The organism is Pseudomonas paracarnis, assembly GCF_904063055.1.
Taxonomy (GTDB): Bacteria; Pseudomonadota; Gammaproteobacteria; order Pseudomonadales; family Pseudomonadaceae; genus Aquipseudomonas; species Aquipseudomonas paracarnis.
This window is the reverse complement of the sequence record NZ_CAJFCN010000001.1, coordinates 601443-619968: the sequence shown is the minus strand read 5'-3', so window position 1 is coordinate 619968 and position 18526 is coordinate 601443. Positions and strand designations below refer to the sequence as shown.

General features: G+C 58.6%; 24 protein-coding genes and 1 pseudogene. 15 read left to right on the top strand and 10 right to left on the bottom strand.

Going from position 1 to position 18526, the window contains the following annotated elements:
• Positions 1-2: 2 nt before the first annotated feature.
• The 4 genes from JMV15_RS02805 to JMV15_RS02790 are packed head-to-tail and all read left to right on the top strand — an operon-like array spanning position 3 to position 2469.
• Positions 3-242 (top strand): hypothetical protein, encoded by a 240-nt coding sequence (locus JMV15_RS02805; RefSeq protein ID WP_058163693.1) that lies wholly within the window; start codon positions 3-5, stop codon positions 240-242.
• 9 nt (positions 243-251) lie between these two features.
• The gene (locus tag JMV15_RS02800) at positions 252-740 is read left to right on the top strand and encodes a hypothetical protein (RefSeq protein ID WP_058163698.1); all 489 of its coding nucleotides are present in this window, start codon (positions 252-254) and stop codon (positions 738-740) included.
• Positions 741-757: 17 nt separating this feature from the next.
• Entirely contained in the window at positions 758-1813 is a 1056-nt protein-coding gene (locus JMV15_RS02795; RefSeq protein WP_146207107.1) for a type IV pilus inner membrane component PilO, read from the top strand.
• The gene (locus JMV15_RS02790) at positions 1813-2469 is read left to right on the top strand and encodes a hypothetical protein (RefSeq protein ID WP_201491254.1); all 657 of its coding nucleotides are present in this window, start codon (positions 1813-1815) and stop codon (positions 2467-2469) included. The genes JMV15_RS02795 and JMV15_RS02790 overlap by 1 nt, the downstream gene beginning before the upstream one ends.
• 132 nt (positions 2470-2601) lie before the next feature.
• Here the strand turns inward: JMV15_RS02790 and JMV15_RS28555 are convergent, their stop codons facing one another.
• Positions 2602-2730, bottom strand: coding sequence for a hypothetical protein (locus tag JMV15_RS28555; protein ID WP_256989194.1), 129 nt, complete (start codon positions 2728-2730; stop codon positions 2602-2604).
• A gap of 173 nt (positions 2731-2903) precedes the next feature.
• Here JMV15_RS28555 and JMV15_RS28235 point away from each other — a divergent pair, with 173 nt between their 5' ends.
• The 3 genes from JMV15_RS28235 to JMV15_RS02775 all read left to right on the top strand — a co-directional run bounded on the left by JMV15_RS28235 (position 2904) and on the right by JMV15_RS02775 (position 4280).
• Positions 2904-3257 carry a hypothetical protein gene (locus tag JMV15_RS28235; RefSeq protein WP_235991927.1) on the top strand — a complete coding sequence of 118 codons (354 nt, stop codon included), beginning with the start codon at positions 2904-2906 and terminating at the stop codon, positions 3255-3257.
• Between the two features lie 84 nt (positions 3258-3341).
• Positions 3342-3680: a hypothetical protein gene (locus JMV15_RS02780; protein ID WP_014717348.1), complete on the top strand. Its 339-nt coding sequence runs from the start codon at positions 3342-3344 to the stop codon at positions 3678-3680.
• A gap of 99 nt (positions 3681-3779) precedes the next feature.
• Positions 3780-4280, top strand: a complete 501-nt coding sequence (locus JMV15_RS02775; protein ID WP_014717347.1) for a methylated-DNA--[protein]-cysteine S-methyltransferase — start codon at positions 3780-3782, stop codon at positions 4278-4280.
• Here the strand turns inward: JMV15_RS02775 and JMV15_RS02770 are convergent, their stop codons facing one another.
• The 5 genes from JMV15_RS02770 to JMV15_RS02750 form a co-directional block, all read right to left on the bottom strand.
• Positions 4281-5063 carry a GNAT family N-acetyltransferase gene (locus JMV15_RS02770; protein ID WP_014717346.1) on the bottom strand — a complete coding sequence of 261 codons (783 nt, stop codon included), beginning with the start codon at positions 5061-5063 and terminating at the stop codon, positions 4281-4283. It lies immediately after the preceding gene.
• A gap of 157 nt (positions 5064-5220) precedes the next feature.
• Positions 5221-5748 (bottom strand): DUF4142 domain-containing protein, encoded by a 528-nt coding sequence (locus JMV15_RS02765; protein ID WP_014717345.1) that lies wholly within the window; start codon positions 5746-5748, stop codon positions 5221-5223.
• Between the two features lie 119 nt (positions 5749-5867).
• A complete protein-coding gene (locus JMV15_RS02760; protein WP_038449410.1) occupies positions 5868-6509 on the bottom strand; it encodes a LysE family translocator in 642 nt (213 codons plus the stop codon).
• A 47-nt stretch (positions 6510-6556) separates the two neighbouring features.
• Entirely contained in the window at positions 6557-6973 is a 417-nt protein-coding gene (gene fos, locus JMV15_RS02755) for a fosfomycin resistance glutathione transferase (protein WP_019818507.1), read from the bottom strand.
• A gap of 15 nt (positions 6974-6988) precedes the next feature.
• Positions 6989-7906, bottom strand: coding sequence for a LysR family transcriptional regulator (locus JMV15_RS02750; protein WP_374227211.1), 918 nt, complete (start codon positions 7904-7906; stop codon positions 6989-6991).
• A gap of 77 nt (positions 7907-7983) precedes the next feature.
• Between JMV15_RS02750 and JMV15_RS02745 the strand changes: the two genes are divergently transcribed.
• A complete protein-coding gene (locus JMV15_RS02745; RefSeq protein ID WP_014717341.1) occupies positions 7984-8460 on the top strand; it encodes a DMT family transporter in 477 nt (158 codons plus the stop codon).
• Here the strand turns inward: JMV15_RS02745 and JMV15_RS02740 are convergent.
• Complete coding sequence (locus tag JMV15_RS02740; RefSeq protein ID WP_019818511.1) at positions 8432-9106, bottom strand: NAD(P)H-binding protein; 675 nt, start codon at positions 9104-9106, stop codon at positions 8432-8434. The two genes, JMV15_RS02745 and JMV15_RS02740, sit on opposite strands and share 29 nt — an antisense overlap.
• Before the next feature lie 327 nt (positions 9107-9433).
• Here JMV15_RS02740 and JMV15_RS02735 point away from each other — a divergent pair.
• Positions 9434-10346, top strand: a pseudogene (locus JMV15_RS02735) (aminotransferase class I/II-fold pyridoxal phosphate-dependent enzyme).
• A 105-nt stretch (positions 10347-10451) separates the two neighbouring features.
• Positions 10452-11636, top strand: a complete 1185-nt coding sequence (locus JMV15_RS02730; RefSeq protein WP_038449408.1) for an MFS transporter — start codon at positions 10452-10454, stop codon at positions 11634-11636.
• Here the strand turns inward: JMV15_RS02730 and yiaY are convergent.
• Positions 11603-12751: an L-threonine dehydrogenase gene (yiaY, locus tag JMV15_RS02725; RefSeq protein ID WP_038449406.1), complete on the bottom strand. Its 1149-nt coding sequence runs from the start codon at positions 12749-12751 to the stop codon at positions 11603-11605. The genes JMV15_RS02730 and yiaY overlap by 34 nt on opposite strands.
• 123 nt (positions 12752-12874) lie before the next feature.
• Here yiaY and JMV15_RS02720 point away from each other — a divergent pair, with 123 nt between their 5' ends.
• Complete coding sequence (locus JMV15_RS02720; protein ID WP_014717337.1) at positions 12875-13891, top strand: DUF4917 family protein; 1017 nt, start codon at positions 12875-12877, stop codon at positions 13889-13891.
• A gap of 122 nt (positions 13892-14013) precedes the next feature.
• Here JMV15_RS02720 and JMV15_RS02715 read toward each other — a convergent pair whose 3' ends face one another.
• Complete coding sequence (locus JMV15_RS02715; RefSeq protein ID WP_014717336.1) at positions 14014-14541, bottom strand: helix-turn-helix domain-containing protein; 528 nt, start codon at positions 14539-14541, stop codon at positions 14014-14016.
• 160 nt (positions 14542-14701) lie between these two features.
• On the opposite strand from JMV15_RS02715, the gene JMV15_RS02710 reads away from it, so the two are divergent.
• Both JMV15_RS02710 and JMV15_RS02705 read left to right on the top strand, forming a co-directional pair.
• Complete coding sequence (locus JMV15_RS02710) at positions 14702-15484, top strand: aldolase (protein WP_014717335.1); 783 nt, start codon at positions 14702-14704, stop codon at positions 15482-15484.
• Positions 15485-15514: 30 nt separating this feature from the next.
• Entirely contained in the window at positions 15515-16393 is an 879-nt protein-coding gene (locus JMV15_RS02705) for a dihydrodipicolinate synthase family protein (RefSeq protein ID WP_038449404.1), read from the top strand.
• Between the two features lie 47 nt (positions 16394-16440).
• On the opposite strand, the gene JMV15_RS02700 is transcribed toward JMV15_RS02705, so the two are convergent.
• The gene (locus tag JMV15_RS02700; RefSeq protein ID WP_038449402.1) at positions 16441-16773 is read right to left on the bottom strand and encodes a YegP family protein; all 333 of its coding nucleotides are present in this window, start codon (positions 16771-16773) and stop codon (positions 16441-16443) included.
• A gap of 168 nt (positions 16774-16941) precedes the next feature.
• Here JMV15_RS02700 and JMV15_RS02695 point away from each other — a divergent pair, with 168 nt between their 5' ends.
• Both JMV15_RS02695 and JMV15_RS02690 read left to right on the top strand, forming a co-directional pair.
• On the top strand, positions 16942-17481 hold the full coding sequence (locus JMV15_RS02695; protein WP_014717332.1) for an RNA polymerase sigma factor: 540 nt from the start codon (positions 16942-16944) through the stop codon (positions 17479-17481).
• Positions 17478-18446 (top strand): FecR family protein, encoded by a 969-nt coding sequence (locus JMV15_RS02690; RefSeq protein ID WP_038449400.1) that lies wholly within the window; start codon positions 17478-17480, stop codon positions 18444-18446. The genes JMV15_RS02695 and JMV15_RS02690 overlap by 4 nt, the downstream gene beginning before the upstream one ends.
• Positions 18447-18526 lie beyond the last annotated feature (80 nt).

The window sequence follows — 18526 nt, the reverse complement described above, 5'->3', positions numbered from 1 at the left end:
GAATGGGATTTTTATCAAGCCTGTTCGGTGGTAACAAGGAAGACAAGGCGTTGCGCGAAGCAATGGCACACATTCACCGCATCCTTGATGACGAGGCGTTTCAACTGGAACTCGTTCATCCGGTGATGAAGGCGATGCTGGAATCCGCTCCGGCCTACGACAAAGACCCGAACAGGCCATTAGCTCACAAGGCCAAGCTTGAGCTCGTGAAGAGCCGTTTGTCGAGCTTCCAATCCCAATAGGCGATGGCGATGAAGAAGACCCTTCTGGTGACGCTTGCCGCATTGATGTCCCTTCATGCCGCGCCTGCTCTGGCCGAGAACTACGAGGTGAATCTGACCCGCAAGAGCAGCAACGTCTACAAGGTGGACGGCAAGGACATCATCATCCAGACGCGCCACTGCTACGTCTATGCCTACTCCGAGGATGCGATCTTCAAGACGTCGGGCTATGGCGGCGAGGTCATCTTCTTCGACAGCAAGGACAAGTGCGACGTGAAGGCGGTCTTTGGCGTGTCGGAGCAGGAACCGGGCAAATACGTGGTGACGGTCAGCCGCGAGGACGATGACTGGTATGAGGTCTTCGGAACGAATTCCTACATCAAGACTTCGAGCTGCCTGTCTCTCGCGCTGGGAGAGGAGGCCTACCTGACGATTGCACCTTCCGGCTTCGGGCGGCTGCGCTTCAAAGATGGCGACGATTGCATGGTCGAAGCCGTTTACACCAAGCTGCGGCTGTGAGATGGGGATGAGGAGCCGTGGCTGCTGACGACAAACAAAAGGGAAACGCTACAGGCTTCTCCGGTCTCTCGACACTCGTCTCGGATGTCGAAGACAGCCGTCCTGCCAGCAAGCCCGCGCCGGAAGTCGCCCCGCCGCCGAGCGCGCCACCGCCTCCAGAACCTCCCCCCGCGCGGGCCGAGCAAGCTCCTGCCGCACCCGCAGCGCCTCAACCGCCCAAAGAAAAGAGCGACAGCTCTTCCGATGTGACCACTGGCAAGTGGATGGTCGGCATCGGCATCGGCTTGGGCATCGGGCTTCTGCTCATCATTTTCGTCAACGCGACCAAGCACGAGTCCACCCGTTCGACGACGGCCTCGGTTGCGCAACCACCCACCACGGTCGCCTCCGCCTATCAACCGCCCGTACCCGCGCCAGTCCCACCGAGGCAGCCGCCTGTTCAAGAGGCAGTTGTCCAGCGAAGCGCCGCCACGGAATCGGTGAACGTGCTCGGCCAGCAGGCCGTGTTCTCGAATCCGATCGGCTACTGCACGCCGGGCAAGTCGGCGCGCGAAGTGGAGCTGATGGACTTGGCACGGCGCTCCCTCGGCGAAGGCTCCCGCCTCGTACATGCGGCAGTCCGTTGCTCCGAACTGGAGGACTACCGTAAGGGGCGCAGGGACATGCTGGATCACTGGCTGCAAATTCAGCTTATCGGCCCGAAGGGGAACTTCCAGCGAATCGAGATGCCGCGTGAGGCATTCCTTTCCGGCCTTTCCAAGTCGAGTCCACGGGTGAACGCCGCCGAACTCAATCAACGGCTGAAGGCATCGTTCGAGAACAGCGACATCAACCTGTCCGACATGAAGTTCGAGCCGATTGGGCGGGATGGAAACGCGGTCTATTTCTCCATGCAGATGAGCATGAGCATTGGAGACACCAGCCGACCGGTCACGGGAATCAGCGCCATCACGCTCTTGAATTCCCTTCCCCTGTCGATCAACGTCTATGAAGGCAGCGGCTCTGCGCGCAGCCGTGGCCAGTTGCAAGCCGTCCAGCAGGAATTACTGAACAGCCTGCTCACCGAGAACTGATGATGAAAACAGCAAGAGCGTCATTTTTTTTCCTGTGCTTCTGCTTGCTGGCTATGGTCGCCCTGCCGGTCGCCGCGCAGACGGCGGGCTATACCAAGCTCAACGTCAAAGGTAGGGTGCAACTCGAAATTCCGAGCGACTGGACAATCAGCGATGCGGAACAGCGAAAGCGCGTCAAGGAGTTTGGAGAGAAGCTCATCGGGATTCCAACTCAGCACATTGCCTCACTTGCGGCGCAGTCCTACCCTACGCCGTCACGAACGATGGTGAGGGTGTCGTTCATTCCTATGGAGCCACCAATCACTCAGGCCGATGTGCGGCAGGAAGTCCAAGCGAACAAGCAGCAGGTGTTGAAGGACTTGGCTGATACCTGGCGGGAAGAGGCCCCGATGATGTGGGCGGGTTTGGCAAAGAACGGTGTGAAAGAAGTGGGGCGCGCCAGCGTTGCCGTGGAGCCACTTGGCGGCCAGCTCGCCTTGATTATTCGCTACGCACGCACATCAACTGCCAATCCGGCTGAGACCATGAGAGTGACCCAGTATCACGTGCCGCTGGGCGCTGAAAAAGCACTGATCACGCTTTCGTACATCGAGGGCGACCACCAGAAGGCGATGGCAGCGCACAACCGATTGAAAAGCAGCATCGCGATTCGATAACAAGAACAGGAACAGGAACAGCCCATGGCCTACGTGCGAAGATCCCAACGCCCCATCGCCCACGTCCGGCGACTACGCCCCAAAACCTTCCGCGCCCGTCGATCAGAGCAAGACCTTTCTGGGCGGGCAGCATCACCCGTGGCGGCGGTTGTTCGCGCGCACGGTTGACATCTGCAGGGCGGGGTTCGTGCTGTTCATGCTCTTGATTTTTGCCTTCAGCGCGACGATGTCCGAACAGGCGGAGGATTTTGCAAAAGCCATCGAGAACCCCATCATCGCCAGTGTGGCGCTATACCTGGCGGGTTGCCCGCCGAGGCACTGCTGCTGTCGTTGTTCGGGACGACTCCGGCCAAGTTGGGCACTGCAGATCGCAAAAGCGCTCCCTTCCTGATCGCAGTGGCTGTCGGTAGCTGCCAGCAGAAGGCGGTGGATTTATGCCTTTCGCCAAGAGGGGTGATGTGGTACATTCAGAGGCCACTTCTGGTTTGAATAACCAGAAAAAATCTTTATTAATCAATGGGTTGGCTGCTTTGGGTGATTCCCTCTACCCGCTCCACTCAGATTTGCGCTGGCGTCAGGAAGGTTCTGACGCAGGATGCACAAAAAACCGGTCCTTGGTGACCGGTTTTTTTATGTCTGAAATTTGTTCTGCAGCGCCCATCTGGTCCTCGGCAGTCGAGCCTGAGGGTGTGAAGCACCTTGTGTTGAATCATCCACAGGAAAAAAAGCTGCTCGGGATTTCTTTTCTGGCATCCGCAGCGCTCCAGGTATTGCAGCAGGAGCGGTAGGTACGCCTAAGCAAAGTCTTACGGCAAGGCCGGCAACACCGCGCGATAATGTAGGCTCATCGGCCCAGAGTTCGGAATATGGCAATGCTGGACACCCAAAAAACCACACCCAACATCATCCTGCGCCAAGTAGTCGGCTGGGTGTTGGTTTTGCCGCTGCTGATCTCGTTTGTACGGCTGCCCTTCCCCTTCCCCCTTAGATTTTTGCTGGAGTTAGGAGTGATTGCCGCGTCAGCGTATGGCGTGAGGTTTGCCTGGCGTCACGCAACCCCACGCGTGGCTGTGTTCGCTTTGTTTGTCACCCTGCTCAACGTCATTTCTATGTTCATGTTAGGTACCGCGTCAGTACTCAAGGCCCTTTACATTATCGCCTGGCTCTACGGGTACCCCTATTATTCCAACTGGGTTTACTGGAATTTCTAATGGGGCGAAGAATTTGACCGCAAGAAACGTAGTTCCCTAACCCCTTGGTGGAACTACAGTGGCGTCGTCCCCCCTCAACGCCCTTCAAGGAAACAGCTCATGACCTACCAGTACAAGCTCATGCCTTCCCCTGTCGGTGAACTCACCCTGGTGGCGCGCGATGGCAAACTCAGCGCCATCCTCTGGGAAGTAGAACGCGCCAATCGCGTACGCCTGGGTGAATTGATTGAGGCCAACGACAGCCCGGTGCTGCGAGAAACCGAACGCCAATTGAAGGAATACTTTGCCGGAACGCGTAACCAGTTCGAACTGGAGCTGGATTTCGCCGGCACTGACTTCCAGAAGCAGGTCTGGCAGGCACTGCTGACCATTCCCTTCGGCGAAACCCGCAGCTACAGCCAGATCGCCGAGCAGATCGGCAACCCCAAAGCCGTGCGCGCAGTCGGGGCCGCGAATGGGCGCAACCCGATCTCGATCATTGCGCCATGCCACCGAGTGGTGGGGGCTTCGGGCGGGCTGACCGGGTTTGCCGGAGGGCTTGAGGCCAAGCAGTATCTACTGACGCTTGAGGATCGCAGCCAGGCAAAAATGGCTTTTTGATTACCGGTCAGCGAGCGCTCCGCGAGTGAAAGCCTGATACTCGAACAAACGTGCAAAGCCCAACTGTTGATACAGCGAGATGGCCTCCGCCGAGGCCTCGAGAAAACATCGGTGAGCCCCCAGGCTCGAGGCGTGAAGCAGGGCAGCTTGAATCAGGCAAGTGGCATAGCCTCTTCCACGAAAGCCCTTGAGCGTGCCGACATCATTCAGACGGGCCTCGCCTTCACACAGTGACAACGTCAACGAACAGCTCACACGCCCCTCGGCGGACAGGGTGAAGTGGTAAAGGGCCTCACCCGCATCAAGCGCCCTCTGGTGCCGTGCCTGATAGTTCACAACGACCTCGGGAAGCATCGAATATGCGCTGCCAACTGGACCCGCCCATTCGTTCAAATCCCGCGTCAGGCAGACCTGTAGAGTCCCCTCGCTCATCCTTGGAATAAAACGCGACAGCTCGAGAACCATCGCGGTTGTCTGTTCAGCAGGCTGGAAACCGATTGCGCAGAGCGCCTCGCGTAGCTCAGCGACCTTTTCCTCATGAACCACAATGCGTATTGCAAGGACGGAACCATGGATCAAGCCCAACGGGGCAGCAAAAGCTTCGCCCAATGGAGCGCTGCCCACGCGAATAAATAACAAGTCATACAGGCCAGAACATACGTCAACGAAATAAGCGTTGATAGCCGCGCTATAACGGCGATGCAGGCCGCAGGTGGCAGAAAAATAGTGATCTTCGGTCAGGTGATAAAGTGTGCGCAGGTCGCAGGTGGCATATGCGGTCATAGGGGTTATCCAGGTAAAAACCCAGTCTTGCGCTCGCCGCCTTGAGATACCGTAGGCTCGCTCCTAAAAGCACGGCAGAAAAACCCACAGTCCTGTTGATATGAAAACGGCGGTTGGATCCTCTCCAACCGCCGTTTTTTCATTTCCAGTAGTCGCCTCAACCGTCGCCTTGATGGCCCTTACCGTAGGTCGAGGCCAGGGCCCTGGCTTTTTGCAGGCGCTCTTCAAGCTTGGGTAGCGTCTCATCCACCAGTGCCTTTATCTCTGGCACATCCGACGCAGCGCCTTCTTTCTTGAACAGGGCGATGGCGTCTTCGTTCTCCTTGACCTGCTGCGCGGTATAGGCAGCGTCAAACGAATCGCCGTCCTTGAGTTCAGGCATCAGGGTTTCGGCCTTATCAACGATCTTCTCCCGTGGGGCCACTGGCAAATCAAGCTTCTTGGCGATCGCCGCCAAGTGCTGGTTGGCCAGCGTGCGCTCGTTGATGACCTCAATGGTGTAGTCCTTGATTTCCTGGGACGAGGTCTTGGCGTGGGCCATGCGGCTGGTTTCGATATCGGCCATGCCTTTGGCCGAAGCCTGCTCGATGAATTCTGCAGGCGACTGGGCGAAAGCACTGCTGGCGCCGAGGCCCAGCAGCATCGCGAAACTGGCGGTGCGTAACCGGGTAGCCATGCGGCTCATGATGGGTTCCTCCAGGGCAAAAATAGGCGCGGGAGCATACAACCCGCCCTGAATTCGAATTTTCACGGCGGTAAAGGTTTAGAAAAAACTTACCTGTGCGACGAACGGTCGTCGTCGCCTCAGGCCGCTTTGCTGCCGAACAGGCCCGGCAATGCGTGCGCCAGGGCATTGAGGGCGAAGCCGATAAACATCACGCCGCAGAGCTTGGTGATCAGGATTTCATGGCGTTGATACAGCGTGCGCACCCGTTGGGCACCCACCACGCCGATCAGGATCGCGTAGGCCAGCAAGCCACCGATAAAGCTCAGCAGAATCAACGTCGGCAACATCGACCAAGTCAACAACTCGGCTCGGCTGGACAGTAACGCGGTGAACGTCGCCACGGCGACCGGGTAGGCCTTGGGGTTGGTCAAGCCAAACACAATACCGTGCCAGAACGGATGGCGCGCCGCGCCCTGAGGGGCATCGCTATTGCGCCGCTGGGTGCGGATCGCACGCCAGCCGAGCCAGAACAAATACATTCCACTGAGTACACCGAGTACGTCAAAGGCACTGCTGCCGACTTCCCGCGCACCGACGATGGCAATCAGCGCCGTGCTGCACCACACCACATCGCCGAGCAAATGACCGCACAAGAATCCTGCCCCGGCACGCCGGCCACGAGCCGCACCGATGCCGAATACGGCCAGGACACCGGGGCCTGGGGTAATGCCGTAGATAAAACCCGAAGCCAGCACGGCGAGCAGCAAGGATGGGGTCATGGATAGACGCTCCGACAGACGCTAAAAGGTGATTGATTCTGCATGTTTCAGCGCGGTGGGTAAAACTTCATTCCAGCATAGGGCTGGGCGCGACAGGCTTGCAGCCGCGAGGCCAGATCGCCGACATGAACCTCCAGCTTATGGCCGTCGGGATCGAGAAAATAAAACGATGCGCCTTCGCTGCGGTTGTCTCGCCATTCCTGTACCCCGGCAGCGCGCAGGTGTTCGACCAAGGGAGTGAAATCAGCAGCATCGACAGTGAAGGCATAGTGGGTGTAATCCACCGCCGGAGCAGTCGAGCGCAACGGGTCCAGCGACAGGCACAGCCAAAGCCCAGGCAGTGAGAGGTAGGCACCGTTGTCCCAGGTTGCGTCGAGCTGCAGGCGCAGCAGATCGTGATAGAAACTGACGCTGCGCGGCACATCGGTGACGGCCAGGGTCAGGTGGTTGAAACCGCTGAGCATCTAGGTGTTCTCGCGTTATCGTGGGTCTGCGGACAATACACCCACCACCCTGCCAATCAACCACTGCAACCCCACATCCCCACCCCGCCGCGTATGCCAGGCCAGCTCAAAGGCAAACGACGGAATATGAAACGGCGGAGGCACGGCCAGCAATTGCCGAGCGTCAATATTTATCAAACCCCGGGACGACACCGTCAGAATCAGGTCCGTCCCCTGGATCAACTGAGGCGCCACACCCCAGTGCGGCAGGCTTATGGCTACATGGCGGCGTTCACGAATGGCCGTCAGCGCCCGTTCGATTTCCGGCGTGCCGCTGCCGCGCATCTCCAACAGTACATGGGGGCGCGATAGATAGGCCGGCAGGTCCAGCACCCCGGCGGGCGCCAGGCTATCGCGGTCGACCAGGCAGGTGTAATGCTCCTCGAACAGCGGCGTAGTCCGCATTTCGGCGGGCATGTCGGGGAATACGCCCGCAGCCAGGTCGAGATCGCCATTGAGCACACCCTCAACCATGCCTTCGCGGCTAGCCTGGATGACCTGCAAGTCGATACCGGGCGCTTCATGGCGTAGGAGGCGAACCAGGCCGGGCAGGAATATCGCCGCGCTGTAGTCCGACATCGCCACACGAAAGCGGCGCTTGGCAGAAGTGGGGTCAAAACGATTCGGCGCCAGTAAGGCCTGCACCTGGGCCAGGGCTTCGGTCAATGGCGCCGCCAATTCCATGGCTCGGGCGGTTGGCACCAATGTGCCGCCCTGACGCATCAGCAGCGGGTCGCCCAGCATATCGCGCAGCCGCGCCAACGCATGGCTGACCGCCGGCTGGCTCAGGTGCAGGCGCTCGGCGGCGCGGGTGACGTGTTGCTCGCTGAGCAAAGCGTCGAGGATCACCAGCAGGTTCAGGTCGATGCGACGCAGATCATTCATCAGCTGCATGCTCGGCATAATAATTCGGAATTTAAATTTGCGCGACGAATACCCTAGAGTCCAGCAAAACCTTTGGGAGCGTCGAGATGACTGTGTTGCATTGGGTAGGTTTGTTAGCGCTGGCGGTGTTCGCCGGCGCGGTGGTGCCGTTTCAGAGTGCGATCAACGCCAACCTCGGGCGCGGCCTCGGCCATCCCTTGTGGGCCACCCTGGCTTCGTTACTGGTGAGCATCATCGTGCTGCTGCCGGTGATTGTGGCGCTGCGTTTACCCCTGCCGAGCCTGGCCTTTATCAGCAAGGCACCGTTGTGGATGTGGGCCGGCGGTGCCTTTGGCGTGTGTTTTATTTCATTGGCGTTGATGCTGCTGCCCAAGCTCGGCGCATCGGGCTTCATTGCGCTGGCCATGGCCGGGCAGGTTCTCGCGTCATTGCTGCTGGACCATTTCGGCCTGTTCGGCCTGGTGGAACGTCAGTTGACAACCTCCCGGGTGTTGGGCGCGCTACTGCTGATCAGCGGCGTTGCGCTGATTCAGTTCAGCGGCGCTCAGCCGCAAGGCGATTGATCTGCGCCTGCTCCACCACGGGCTGCGGCGCGCCCTGGCTGGCCGCCTGCAACATCGCACGGCCGACGGTCTCGGTGCTCACCACCCAATCCGGTTTCAGTCGCCGCACAAACGAAAGCACCGGCCCGAGCACGCTATAGAAGGATTGGTACAACGGCGTCTTCGAACGCACACCGTGCAACGGCTGGATGATCCCCGGGCGGAACAGATACACCGCCTTGAACGGCAAGCGCAGCAAGGCATTTTCGGTCTTGCCCTTGACCCGCGCCCACATCGACTTGCCGGCTTCGGAACTGTCCGTGCCGGCGCCGGACACATAGATAAAGGTCATCTGCGGATTGAGCCGCGCCAGGGTGCTGGCCGCCACCAGGGTCAGGTCATAGGTGAGGTGGGTGTAGCGCGCTTCCTTCATGCCCGCCGACGAAACGCCGAGGCAAAAGAAACAGGCATCAAAACCCTGCAGCAGGTTTTCCAGGGGTTGGAAATCCAGCATGTCGTTGTGCAATACCTGATGCAGCTTGCCGTGCTCCTGAGTCAGGGGCGTGCGGCCGACGGCTACCACTTCCTGCACATCGGCCGCCAGCAGGCACTCGCGCAGCACACCCTGGCCCACCATGCCGGTGGCGCCGAATAACAGAACTCTCATCAAATATTCCTTCATCCCACTGACTTGGCGAGTCGATAGACGAGCCTCTTGAAGGCTACCGGCACATCCGCCCTGCACGCCGGCACCTTACCTAATTTACTGACGCACAACCCCATTAAATCGCATGATATCACCCCCCTTCAGGTCCATTGACACACCAGGACATTGTAGGCAGCTATCGAATGACATTACTGTGCCATCCTAAAAGCAGGAATGGACCTACACGAAATACTCCATCCGGACTATCGTGCCTGGGAATCGTCTGACTTATCGAATCAAAATTTTCCCGATAGTGTTTTCCAGCCCCCCCCAAAGGACGCTAGAGAAATGGAAAACTCATCACTCACACACAAATTCTCAAATTACAAAAAACTCATAGCATTGGCCGAAACGGACTGGCACTCGGCAAAGAGCGGGCGAATATGCGAGCTCAATGTCACCGTCAAAAGTAATAATTACCTGACAGATCAATATGGGCGCGACTTCCATCACTTCTGCACAACCTCATATGTTGGGCTCGATCACCACCCGGCCATAATAGAAGGTGCGATGCAGGGAATAAGGGAGGCCAAAACCCTGCGGCGTTGCGGACGTTGACGGTTTACTTTACTTAAAAGCTCGTTATGGGCTATTTCTCTATATGGACGACTCGCATGCGCTGTCGGCATTCGGAGAGGGAGGACGTGGTTACATCCGGCCATTTGTGCATGCGCAAGACGATCAGACATTAATAGTCGCGTCCTTAGGAAAGTCTTTCGGTGCTAGCGGCGGGTTGATCATGTTTGGCAGCGAACGACAAAAAAGTCTGATGTACCGTTATGGTGGCCCGAGCAACTGGTCGCAAAGTCTGAACTCAGCGGCTATTGGCGCTGGGCTGGCGTCGCTAAAAATACACCAGACTGAAGAGCTATACGAGCTTCAAGAAAAACTTCAATTTAACATTCAACTATTTGACAAATTAATATATACAGAGCAGCACGGCACCCAGACTGCCATACGCTTAATTAACTGTGGAGAAGCTGAAAAAGCGAATGAGCTCGCCACCCGACTTTCGGACATTGGCTTTTTTACATCTGCTGTATTTTTTCCGGTAGTGCCAAAAGGAAAATCAGCCGTACGCATAACGCTCCGAGCAGATATGTCCCCTACAACGATAGAGTCGTTTTGCGCACAGCTAACCCAACTAACCACGGCCTCAAAAACCAGCACCAGCTTGCACTCCCAGTCAGAAGCTACCTAATGGGGACGTTCATTAATGGCCACGATTACTGAAACGGATTAAAAACTGTGTAAACGATGCCGAACTAGCAGTTTCTTCCTTACTTAGGATATAGGACGATTTTTATTGAAAAGCAATATCGCTCTCCTCCTCGCCTGTAGTGCTGCCTTCCTCGCTCAAGCCGGTATCAGCAGCTATCTGCCCGCAGTCCCAGCAATCGCGCAAGCTTTAGCCGTCGAAAAGCATGTTGCTCTGGCTCTAGCGGTGTATCTGGTGGGCATGGCCTTGCCAATGCTGCTGTGGGGTAGTCTGGCTGAGCGACTTGGCAGAAAACCGGTGTTACTTGCAGCCTTGGCGGTGTATGCCCTGGCGAGTGCGACGATCCCATCAGCGTTCAATGTTGAGTCATTTCTAGCCTTACGCCTGCTTCAAGGCTTGGGGGCTGGTGGGATGTCCGTCATGGCACGGGTATTAGTGCGCGACAACTTCAACGGTGCACAGTTGGCCAAAGGACTATCGTGGCTGGGGATGACCTTCGTGGTCGCCTTGGGTATTGGCCAATTCGTGGGTTCGTTATTGCAAATGGCGTTTGGCTGGAAGGCAATTTTCTATACGTTGGCAATCGGGGCTGTCGCTTTGATAGGGGTGTTGCAGCGGGTGGTATTTGCGACGCAAGCAAAAGCTGGCTCCCCGGTCCGCGCTTGGCGTGTTTACAACGCGATTGCGCGACATCCTCCCTTTCTGCACGCCGCACTGGCCGGCGGTTTGGGCTATGGGGTGATCATTGCATTCAATACCTGCGCACCGTTGATTTTTCAGGGAGGTTTTCAGTGGAGCGCAATGGAATACGGCTGGCTGGGTTGGCCGATCAGTGGGGCTTACCTGGCAGGTGCGTTAATGGTCAATCGCTTCGTTGCACGCACAGGTCGCTTGAGAATGATGCGTGCAGGCGTTGCATTGGTACTGCTCGGTACGGCGACCATGTTGCTAGGCAGCGTGCTTGCCAGTGGGCTCGCGGTGCTGCTGTGGTTGCCCTATTGCGTGGCGGTGCTGGGGCAGTCGATCAGTTACCCTATCAGTTTATCTCTCGCCAATGATGAGGCCCCCATCAGCGGCCCCTACGCCATGGCCCTCGGCGGTTTTGTGCATCAGTTGATGGCAGCCATGATCGGCGGTGCGGCAAGCCTACTGGTGAGCCAGCAGGCGTGGCCGCTGGCGGTGTTGTGTGTGGCGTTGGCGGGCGGCACATGCGTATGCCTTGCCCGCTGCAGCTCGGATCAAAACGCGCTACGAAAGATCTCCTCAATCTGACGCTGGTCCGCCCGCCGTGGGTTGGTCAGCCCGCAGGCATCTTTCAACGCATTGCTGGCCAGCAATGGAATGTCCTGCAACTTAGCGCCAAGCTCACGCAAGCCCGCAGGGATTTCCACGTCCTGGGACAACCGACGAATCGCCGCGATGGCAGCCTGGGCGCCCTCCTCGGCGGTGATGCCCTTGATATCCGCACCAAGGGCGCGGCCCACGTCTCTCAGGCGTTTGGCGCAGACGCTGGCGTTGAAGCTTTGTACATGGGGCAATAGCACGGCGTTGCACACGCCGTGGGGCAGGTCGTACAAGCCGCCCAATTGGTGAGCCATGGCATGCACGAAACCCAGGGACGCATTGTTGAAGGCCATGCCGGCGAGAAACTGCGCATAGGCCATGTTTTCCCGTGCGGCCTTGTCAGTGCCGTCGCGGACCGCCAGGCGCAGGTTGGCGCTGATCAACTCGATGGCCTTGATCGCGCAGGCGTCGGTGATCGGTGTCGCGGCGGTGGACACGTAGGCTTCGATGGCGTGGGTCAGCGCATCCATGCCCGTGGCGGCAGTGAGGCCCTGGGGCATGCCGACCATCAGCGCCGGATCGTTGACCGATAGCAACGGCGTGACATTGCGATCGACGATGGCCATTTTTACGTGGCGGCTTTCGTCGGTGATGATGCAAAAACGCGTCATCTCGCTGGCCGTGCCAGCGGTGGTATTGATGGCCACCAGCGGCAGTTGTGGCTTGCTCGATCGGTCGACGCCTTCATAGTCGCCGATACGCCCACCGTTGGTGGCGCACAGGGCAATGCCCTTGGCGCAGTCATGGGGCGAACCGCCACCCAGGGACACGACGAAATCGCAGGCGCTCTGTTGCAGCAACGCCAGGCCTTTTTCGACGTTTTCCACGCTGGGGTTGGGCTTGGCGCCGTCGTAGATCACCGAGTCGATATCCTGCATCGCCAGCTTCTCGGCGATCATGCCGGCCACACCGGCTTTGGCCAGGCCCACGTCGGTCACAATCAACGCCTTGTCAAAGCCGTAGTTGCGGATGGCGGTCATCGCTTCGTCGAGGCAATCGATACCCATGATGTTGACGGCGGGGATGAAGAACGTGCTGCTCATGATCAATCCTCAAAGGCTTTATGCCGACAGAATCAACCTGTACCGCGTGGCGCATCTTGATCAGGATCAATGCCGGCTCGTGATAAAGTCACCCCCCAGCCGATTTCGAGTAGACCCGCCGCAATGAAGGATTTCCAGGATATTGACGCCCACCTTGAAGACTGGAGTGCCCTGCGCGCTGCCGTCGACTTCAGCGGGATACTGATCGGTAACGGCGCCAGCCGTACGATTTGGGAAGACTTTGCCTACGACTCGCTGTTCGAAAACGCCCGTACCGTCGAAGAAAAACCCCTGAGCGCCTCCGAACTCAGCGTGTTCGACGCCTTGCAGACCCGCAGTTTCGAGCAAGCGCTGGGCGCCTTGAAAACCACCAGCCGGGTCAACAAGGCCCTGGCGGTCAGCTCGGCGGCGCCGCGTAACCGTTACTACGCGATCAAGGAAGCGCTGATCAACACCATTCATACCGTGCACATTCCCTGGCGCCTGGTGCAGCCGTCGACGCTGACGACGATCAACGCGGAGCTGACCACCTACGCCACCGTCTTCACCAGTAACTACGACTTGCTCAACTATTGGGCGACCCTGCACGCACCGGGCATTGACGACCTGTTTCGCAGCGCCGACTCAAGCTTCGACCTGCGCAATACGCACACCGACGCCACCCGCATCCTGTACCTGCACGGCGGCCTGCACCTGGTGCGCAACCTCGACGGCACGGCGCGCAAATTGCCGTCCACCGACAGCACCCTGCTCAGCAGTTTTGCCATCAACAACACGATCAAGACCCTCGACGATGTGCCGCTGTTTGTCAGTGAAGGCAAGGTGGAGGAGAAACTCAAAAGTATCCGCAGTTCGGATTATCTGTCGTTCTGTTATGAACAGCTGTTGAGCCATGAAGGCGCGCTGTGCATCTTCGGCCATGACTTGGGGCCGCAGGATAAACACCTGGTGGATGCTATCGGCCAGGCCAGCATCAACACCCTGGCGATCTCGGTGTCGGGGCGCAGCGATGGGTTTATTCGCCAGCAGAAGCGGCGGTATCTGGAGTTGTTCGAGGGCTCTGCTGTGGAACTGAGGTTCTTTACAGCGCGTACGCACCCACTGGGTAATCCGGCATTGTCCGTCCCTGTGGAACGCTGAGCAAAATGTGGGAGCTGGCTTGCCTGCGATGGCGGTGGGTCAGCGACAGATCGGGCACCGATAAACCGCTATCGCAGGCAAGCCAGCTCCCACATTGACTGCATTTCAAGTCGGGATCAGCCTCATTCCTCAGCGCTGTGCACCACCACTAGCAACTGCGCCTGCACCTCTCCCACCGAGCGAATCCGGTGGGGTTTCTGCGCGTTGAAATGCAGCGCATCGCCGCGCGCCAACAGCACGCGCTCACTCATGAAATCCACCTCAACCTGGCCTTCATGCACGAATAAAAACTCCTCTCCCAAGTGCTCCTTGAAGGTCTTGTCGGTGAACTCCGCCGGCGGATAAATGATGAACGGCAGCAGGCTGCGCTCGCTGACTTGGTGGGCAAGCACCGCATAACCCGGCGAGGTGTCGGGCCGCTCATGGCTGCGCACCAGGCTGTAGCTGTCGAGGCTGACGTTGTCTTCGCTGAACAGCTCTTCGACCTTCACGTTCAGAGCCTTGGCCAGTTTCAATGCCGCGGCGATGGAGGGCGTATTGAGCCCGCGCTCGACTTTCGACAGGTAACTCTTGGTCATCCCGGATTTTTCGGCCAGGGCCTCCAGGGTTACGCCAAGCTTTTTTCTTAATATTTTCAAGCGGATAGACATTTGCTGCGGTTAATCCATGCAGAAAGCGATGAGACAGGCTTGCCAATGACACAAAGTGTCATATAGCATCTTTAGTGTCATTTGCACTCACCCAACGACCTTGCGAGCAGCGGGCGACCAGCAAATCCGACGTCCATTGAACCATCCAAAGGACATCAATATGGCCAAGACATTAGCACTCCCAAAAGACCAACTGGTCAAGCAAGCACTGAGCCAGATGCAAAACAGCCTGGCAGATAATACGTGGACCGACCGGCAAAAGCTGGCGCTGACCTGCCGAATCCTGTTCGAGTACGGCCACGACTCCGGCCTGGCCGGGCAGATCACCGCACGTGGGCCGACGCCCGGCACCTACTACACCCAGCAACTGGGCCTGGGTTTTGACGAAATCACCGCCAGCAATCTGCTGCTGGTCAACGAAGACCTCGAAGTACTGGAAGGCCATGGCATTCCCAACCCCGCCAACCGTTTTCACACCTGGGTGTACCGCGGCCGCCCGGATGTAAACTGCATCATCCACACACACCCCACGCACATTGCCGCGCTGTCGATGCTGGAAGTGCCGTTGCAGGTGTCGCACATGGACCTTTGCCCGCTGTACGAAGATTGCGCGTTCCTGGAGGCCTGGCCCGGCGTGCCGGTGGGCAACGAAGAAGGGGAAATCATCACCACGGCCCTGGGCGACAAGCGCGCCATCCTGCTCTCGCACCACGGGCAGTTGTCCACCGGGGCCAACATCGAAGAAGCCTGCGTGATTGCGCAACTGATCGAACGGGCTGCCAAGTTGCAGTTGCTGGCGATGTCTGCGGGCAGCGTCAAACCGATCCTGCCGGAGCTGGGGCGCGAGGCCCATGACTGGATCTCCAAGCCCAAACGCCACGGCGCCGCGTTCAACTACTACGCCCGGCAAAACCTGCGCAAGCACGCCGACTGCCTGAACTGATTGTCCCCCTTTTCAACCGGAGTTTTTCCCATGTCCAACCCAACCATTCACGGCATTATCGGCTACACCATCACCCCCTTCAGTGCCGACGGCCAACGCGTTGACCTCGACGCCCTCGGGCACTCCATCGACCGCTTGATCAACAGCGGCGTCCACGCCATTGCGCCCTTGGGCAGCACGGGCGAAGGCGCTTACCTGAGCGATGCCGAGTGGGATGAAGTCAGCGCCTACAGCATCAAGAAAGTCGCCAAGCGCGTGCCGACCATTGTCAGCGTGTCCGACCTGACCACCGCCAAAGCCGTACGCCGCGCCCGCTATGCCGAAGAGCACGGCGCCGATGTGGTCATGGTGCTGCCGGCCTCGTACTGGAAACTCAGTGAGGCGGAAATCCTCGCTCACTACGCCGCCATCGGCGACAGCATCGGCGTGCCGATCATGCTCTACAACAACCCGGCCACCAGCGGCACCGACATGTCGGTGGAGCTGATCCTGCGCATCCTCAAGCAGGTCGAGAACGTGACGATGGTCAAGGAGAGCACTGGCGACATCCAGCGCATGCACCAGTTGAAACTGCAAAGTGACGTGCCGTTCTACAACGGCTGCAACCCGCTGGCGCTGGAAGCCTTCGCGGCTGGCGCCAAAGGCTGGTGCACCGCGGCGCCGAACCTGATCCCGCAACTGAACCTGAGCTTGTATCAGGCCGTACTGGCCGATGATTTGAACAAGGCGCGGGAGCTGTTCTACCGACAGTTGCCCTTGCTGCAATTCATCCTCAAAGGCGGGCTGCCGGCGACGATCAAGGCCGGGTTGCGCTTGACCGGGTTGGAGGTGGGTCATCCGCGCTTGCCGGTGTTCCCGTTGGGCGAAGCAGGGATCGGACAGCTCAAAGCGTTGCTGTCATCGGTATAAAAACGCCCGGCTCTCGCGAGCCGGGTGCAGGTCTTCTTGCACAACTGTCAGGTCTTGTCCTTGATAGTGACACTGGAACCATTGGTCTTGACGCTGGCAATGCCATTGTCTCGTGCGGCTGTAGAGGTGTACTGCTCACTGCTGCCGATCACTTGATGATTGGCCGCCTTGAGGTTGAAGAACGGTTGGCCGTTGCTGGCCACTTTTTTCTCATAACGTTCATCATGTGGGCTGTTTGTCTGCACTGAAGCAATGCCGGCTTCAGTAGCACCGCGGGTGGTGTAAAGCTCGCTGGTCAATATGGTTTCTGCGTTCGCCGCCTTAAGCACGAAACGAAACTGCCCGTTACTGCTTTTACTCAACTCATACCATCCAGCCATGACTTTCTCCTTTGAGTGGGATATCGCTCCCAAACTTGTAGGATTAAAGGCCATGCCCCAATTTTTTCCAGCCAAACACGGGAGATCTATTTAGCTGGAGACAAATGACAATAATTCTCGATATCATTCGCGACTTTTCCACGTCGTACTTCGTCAAGAAGGGTATCCATGTCTCGTCCCCAGCCCGACCCGTCGGCGGCCGATGCCTGTCGCGGGTTTTATGCAGACATTCTGTATTTCCTGCGTAAACGCACGGACAACGCCAGCGACGCGGCGGACATGGCCCAGGATGTGTTTACCCAATGGCTGGGCTACCGCGACCGTGCCAAGGTCGAGCAGCCACGGGCGTTTCTGTTCCAGATGGCGCGCAACCTGCTGCGCGATCACTGGCGCAAACAGAAGGTACGGCAAACCGTCCACCCTGATCACGCCGAAATGGATGCCGAGCCGGTCACCGACGAGCACAACGACCCCATGGCCGCCGCCCTTCGCCTGCAACGCCTGGAACAGTTGAAAGAAGTCCTCGCCGAACTCTCGCCCCGCCGGCGAGAAGCCCTTATGCTGCACCGCTTCGAAGGCTTGAGCCAGGCGCAGATCGCAACGCGCATGGGCATCTCCACCAGCATGGTGGAAAAGCACATCGCCTTTGCCCTGCTGCACTGCAAGCGACGCCTTCAACCCGACACCGGCACGGAGCAGCCAGAATGAACCGCCCGAGCGACACAAACGCGCTGGACAGCCAAGCGAGCGATTCCATCGATGCCCAGGCCGCCAGTTGGTTTGCACGCAACCGCAACGAAGTAAGCCGCGCCGACCGTAAAGCCTTTGCTGCCTGGCAGGCGGTGCCCGACCATGCGCGCGCCTATGCCGAATTCGAACAGTTATGGGCCGACCTCGCCCAGTTGCAACAACTGAACAAACCGTTGGCACTGCCCAAGCGCAAGCCCGCTTTGTGGCGCCCTGCCCTGGCGGTGGCCGCTGCCTTGGTGTGCGCCGTGTTGGCGACCTCTATCGGCGCACCGCGCGAGCTGTATCACAGCCAGGTTGCCACCCAGGCCAAGGGCATGCGCACGTTGAATCTGCCGGATGGCAGTACCTTGTATGTGAATGCCAACACCCATATCCGCGTGGACTTCAGCGCCCATCTACGGGTGCTGCACCTGGACAAAGGTCAGCTGTACCTCGAAGTGGCCGCCGACAAGGAACGCCCCCTCTACGTGCAAGCCGGCGAGTCGAGCGTACGGGTGGTGGGCACTGCTTTCGATGTGCGCCGAGGGCAGCAGCAATTGGTGGTCAGCGTTGCCCATGGCCAGGTCGCTTTCGCGCCCAATGGCAAAAGCCCCGCCACCCTGCTCGGCGCCCAGCAACGGGCCTCATACAACTACGCCAAAGGCACCGTGCAACCGCAAAGCCTCAGCGCCGAAGAGGTCGCCGATTGGCGCAGCGGGCACTTGTCGTTTCGCAATCGCGAGCTGGCCAGCCTGATCGACGAACTGAGCCTGTACCGTCCACAGGCGTCGTTGCAGGTGAGCAAGGCCGTGGCGCAACTCAAGGTTTCGGGCAACCTGGATGTGAATGACCCGGACGCCCTGCTCAATGCCTTGCCCGCGCTGTTGCCGGTGAAAACCGTACTCTCGGCGGACGGCATCATGAGAATCGAGCCAAGCAAATAGGCGGCAACACCACACATGAGAATATTTTGCATTCGCATGTGTGGTTTTTTTTGCCTGCCCCGTCTTCCTCCTGTCCGTGT

Bases quoted from the DNA above. Each gene is read 5' to 3' on its own strand.
- JMV15_RS02775 (WP_014717347.1), top strand. From the start codon at position 3,780: ATGACCTACCAGTACAAGCTCATGCCTTCCCCTGTCGGTGAACTCACC.
- JMV15_RS02745 (WP_014717341.1), top strand. From the start codon at position 7,984: ATGACTGTGTTGCATTGGGTAGGTTTGTTAGCGCTGGCGGTGTTCGCC.
- JMV15_RS02750 (WP_374227211.1), bottom strand. From the start codon at position 7,906: ATGCAGCTGATGAATGATCTGCGTCGCATCGACCTGAACCTGCTGGTG.
- JMV15_RS02740 (WP_019818511.1), bottom strand. From the start codon at position 9,106: ATGAGAGTTCTGTTATTCGGCGCCACCGGCATGGTGGGCCAGGGTGTG.
- fos (WP_019818507.1), bottom strand. From the start codon at position 6,973: ATGCTCAGCGGTTTCAACCACCTGACCCTGGCCGTCACCGATGTGCCG.
- JMV15_RS02700 (WP_038449402.1), bottom strand. From the start codon at position 16,773: ATGGCTGGATGGTATGAGTTGAGTAAAAGCAGTAACGGGCAGTTTCGT.
- JMV15_RS28235 (WP_235991927.1), top strand. From the start codon at position 2,904: ATGCCTTTCGCCAAGAGGGGTGATGTGGTACATTCAGAGGCCACTTCT.
- JMV15_RS02705 (WP_038449404.1), top strand. From the start codon at position 15,515: ATGTCCAACCCAACCATTCACGGCATTATCGGCTACACCATCACCCCC.
- yiaY (WP_038449406.1), bottom strand. From the start codon at position 12,751: ATGAGCAGCACGTTCTTCATCCCCGCCGTCAACATCATGGGTATCGAT.
- JMV15_RS02780 (WP_014717348.1), top strand. From the start codon at position 3,342: ATGCTGGACACCCAAAAAACCACACCCAACATCATCCTGCGCCAAGTA.
- JMV15_RS02695 (WP_014717332.1), top strand. From the start codon at position 16,942: ATGTCTCGTCCCCAGCCCGACCCGTCGGCGGCCGATGCCTGTCGCGGG.
- JMV15_RS02715 (WP_014717336.1), bottom strand. From the start codon at position 14,541: ATGTCTATCCGCTTGAAAATATTAAGAAAAAAGCTTGGCGTAACCCTG.
- JMV15_RS02805 (WP_058163693.1), top strand. From the start codon at position 3: ATGGGATTTTTATCAAGCCTGTTCGGTGGTAACAAGGAAGACAAGGCG.
- JMV15_RS02800 (WP_058163698.1), top strand. From the start codon at position 252: ATGAAGAAGACCCTTCTGGTGACGCTTGCCGCATTGATGTCCCTTCAT.
- JMV15_RS02770 (WP_014717346.1), bottom strand. From the start codon at position 5,063: ATGACCGCATATGCCACCTGCGACCTGCGCACACTTTATCACCTGACC.
- JMV15_RS02765 (WP_014717345.1), bottom strand. From the start codon at position 5,748: ATGAGCCGCATGGCTACCCGGTTACGCACCGCCAGTTTCGCGATGCTG.
- JMV15_RS02690 (WP_038449400.1), top strand. From the start codon at position 17,478: ATGAACCGCCCGAGCGACACAAACGCGCTGGACAGCCAAGCGAGCGAT.
- JMV15_RS02760 (WP_038449410.1), bottom strand. From the start codon at position 6,509: ATGACCCCATCCTTGCTGCTCGCCGTGCTGGCTTCGGGTTTTATCTAC.
- JMV15_RS02790 (WP_201491254.1), top strand. From the start codon at position 1,813: ATGATGAAAACAGCAAGAGCGTCATTTTTTTTCCTGTGCTTCTGCTTG.
- JMV15_RS28555 (WP_256989194.1), bottom strand. From the start codon at position 2,730: ATGGCTTTTGCAAAATCCTCCGCCTGTTCGGACATCGTCGCGCTGAAG.
- JMV15_RS02720 (WP_014717337.1), top strand. From the start codon at position 12,875: ATGAAGGATTTCCAGGATATTGACGCCCACCTTGAAGACTGGAGTGCC.
- JMV15_RS02710 (WP_014717335.1), top strand. From the start codon at position 14,702: ATGGCCAAGACATTAGCACTCCCAAAAGACCAACTGGTCAAGCAAGCA.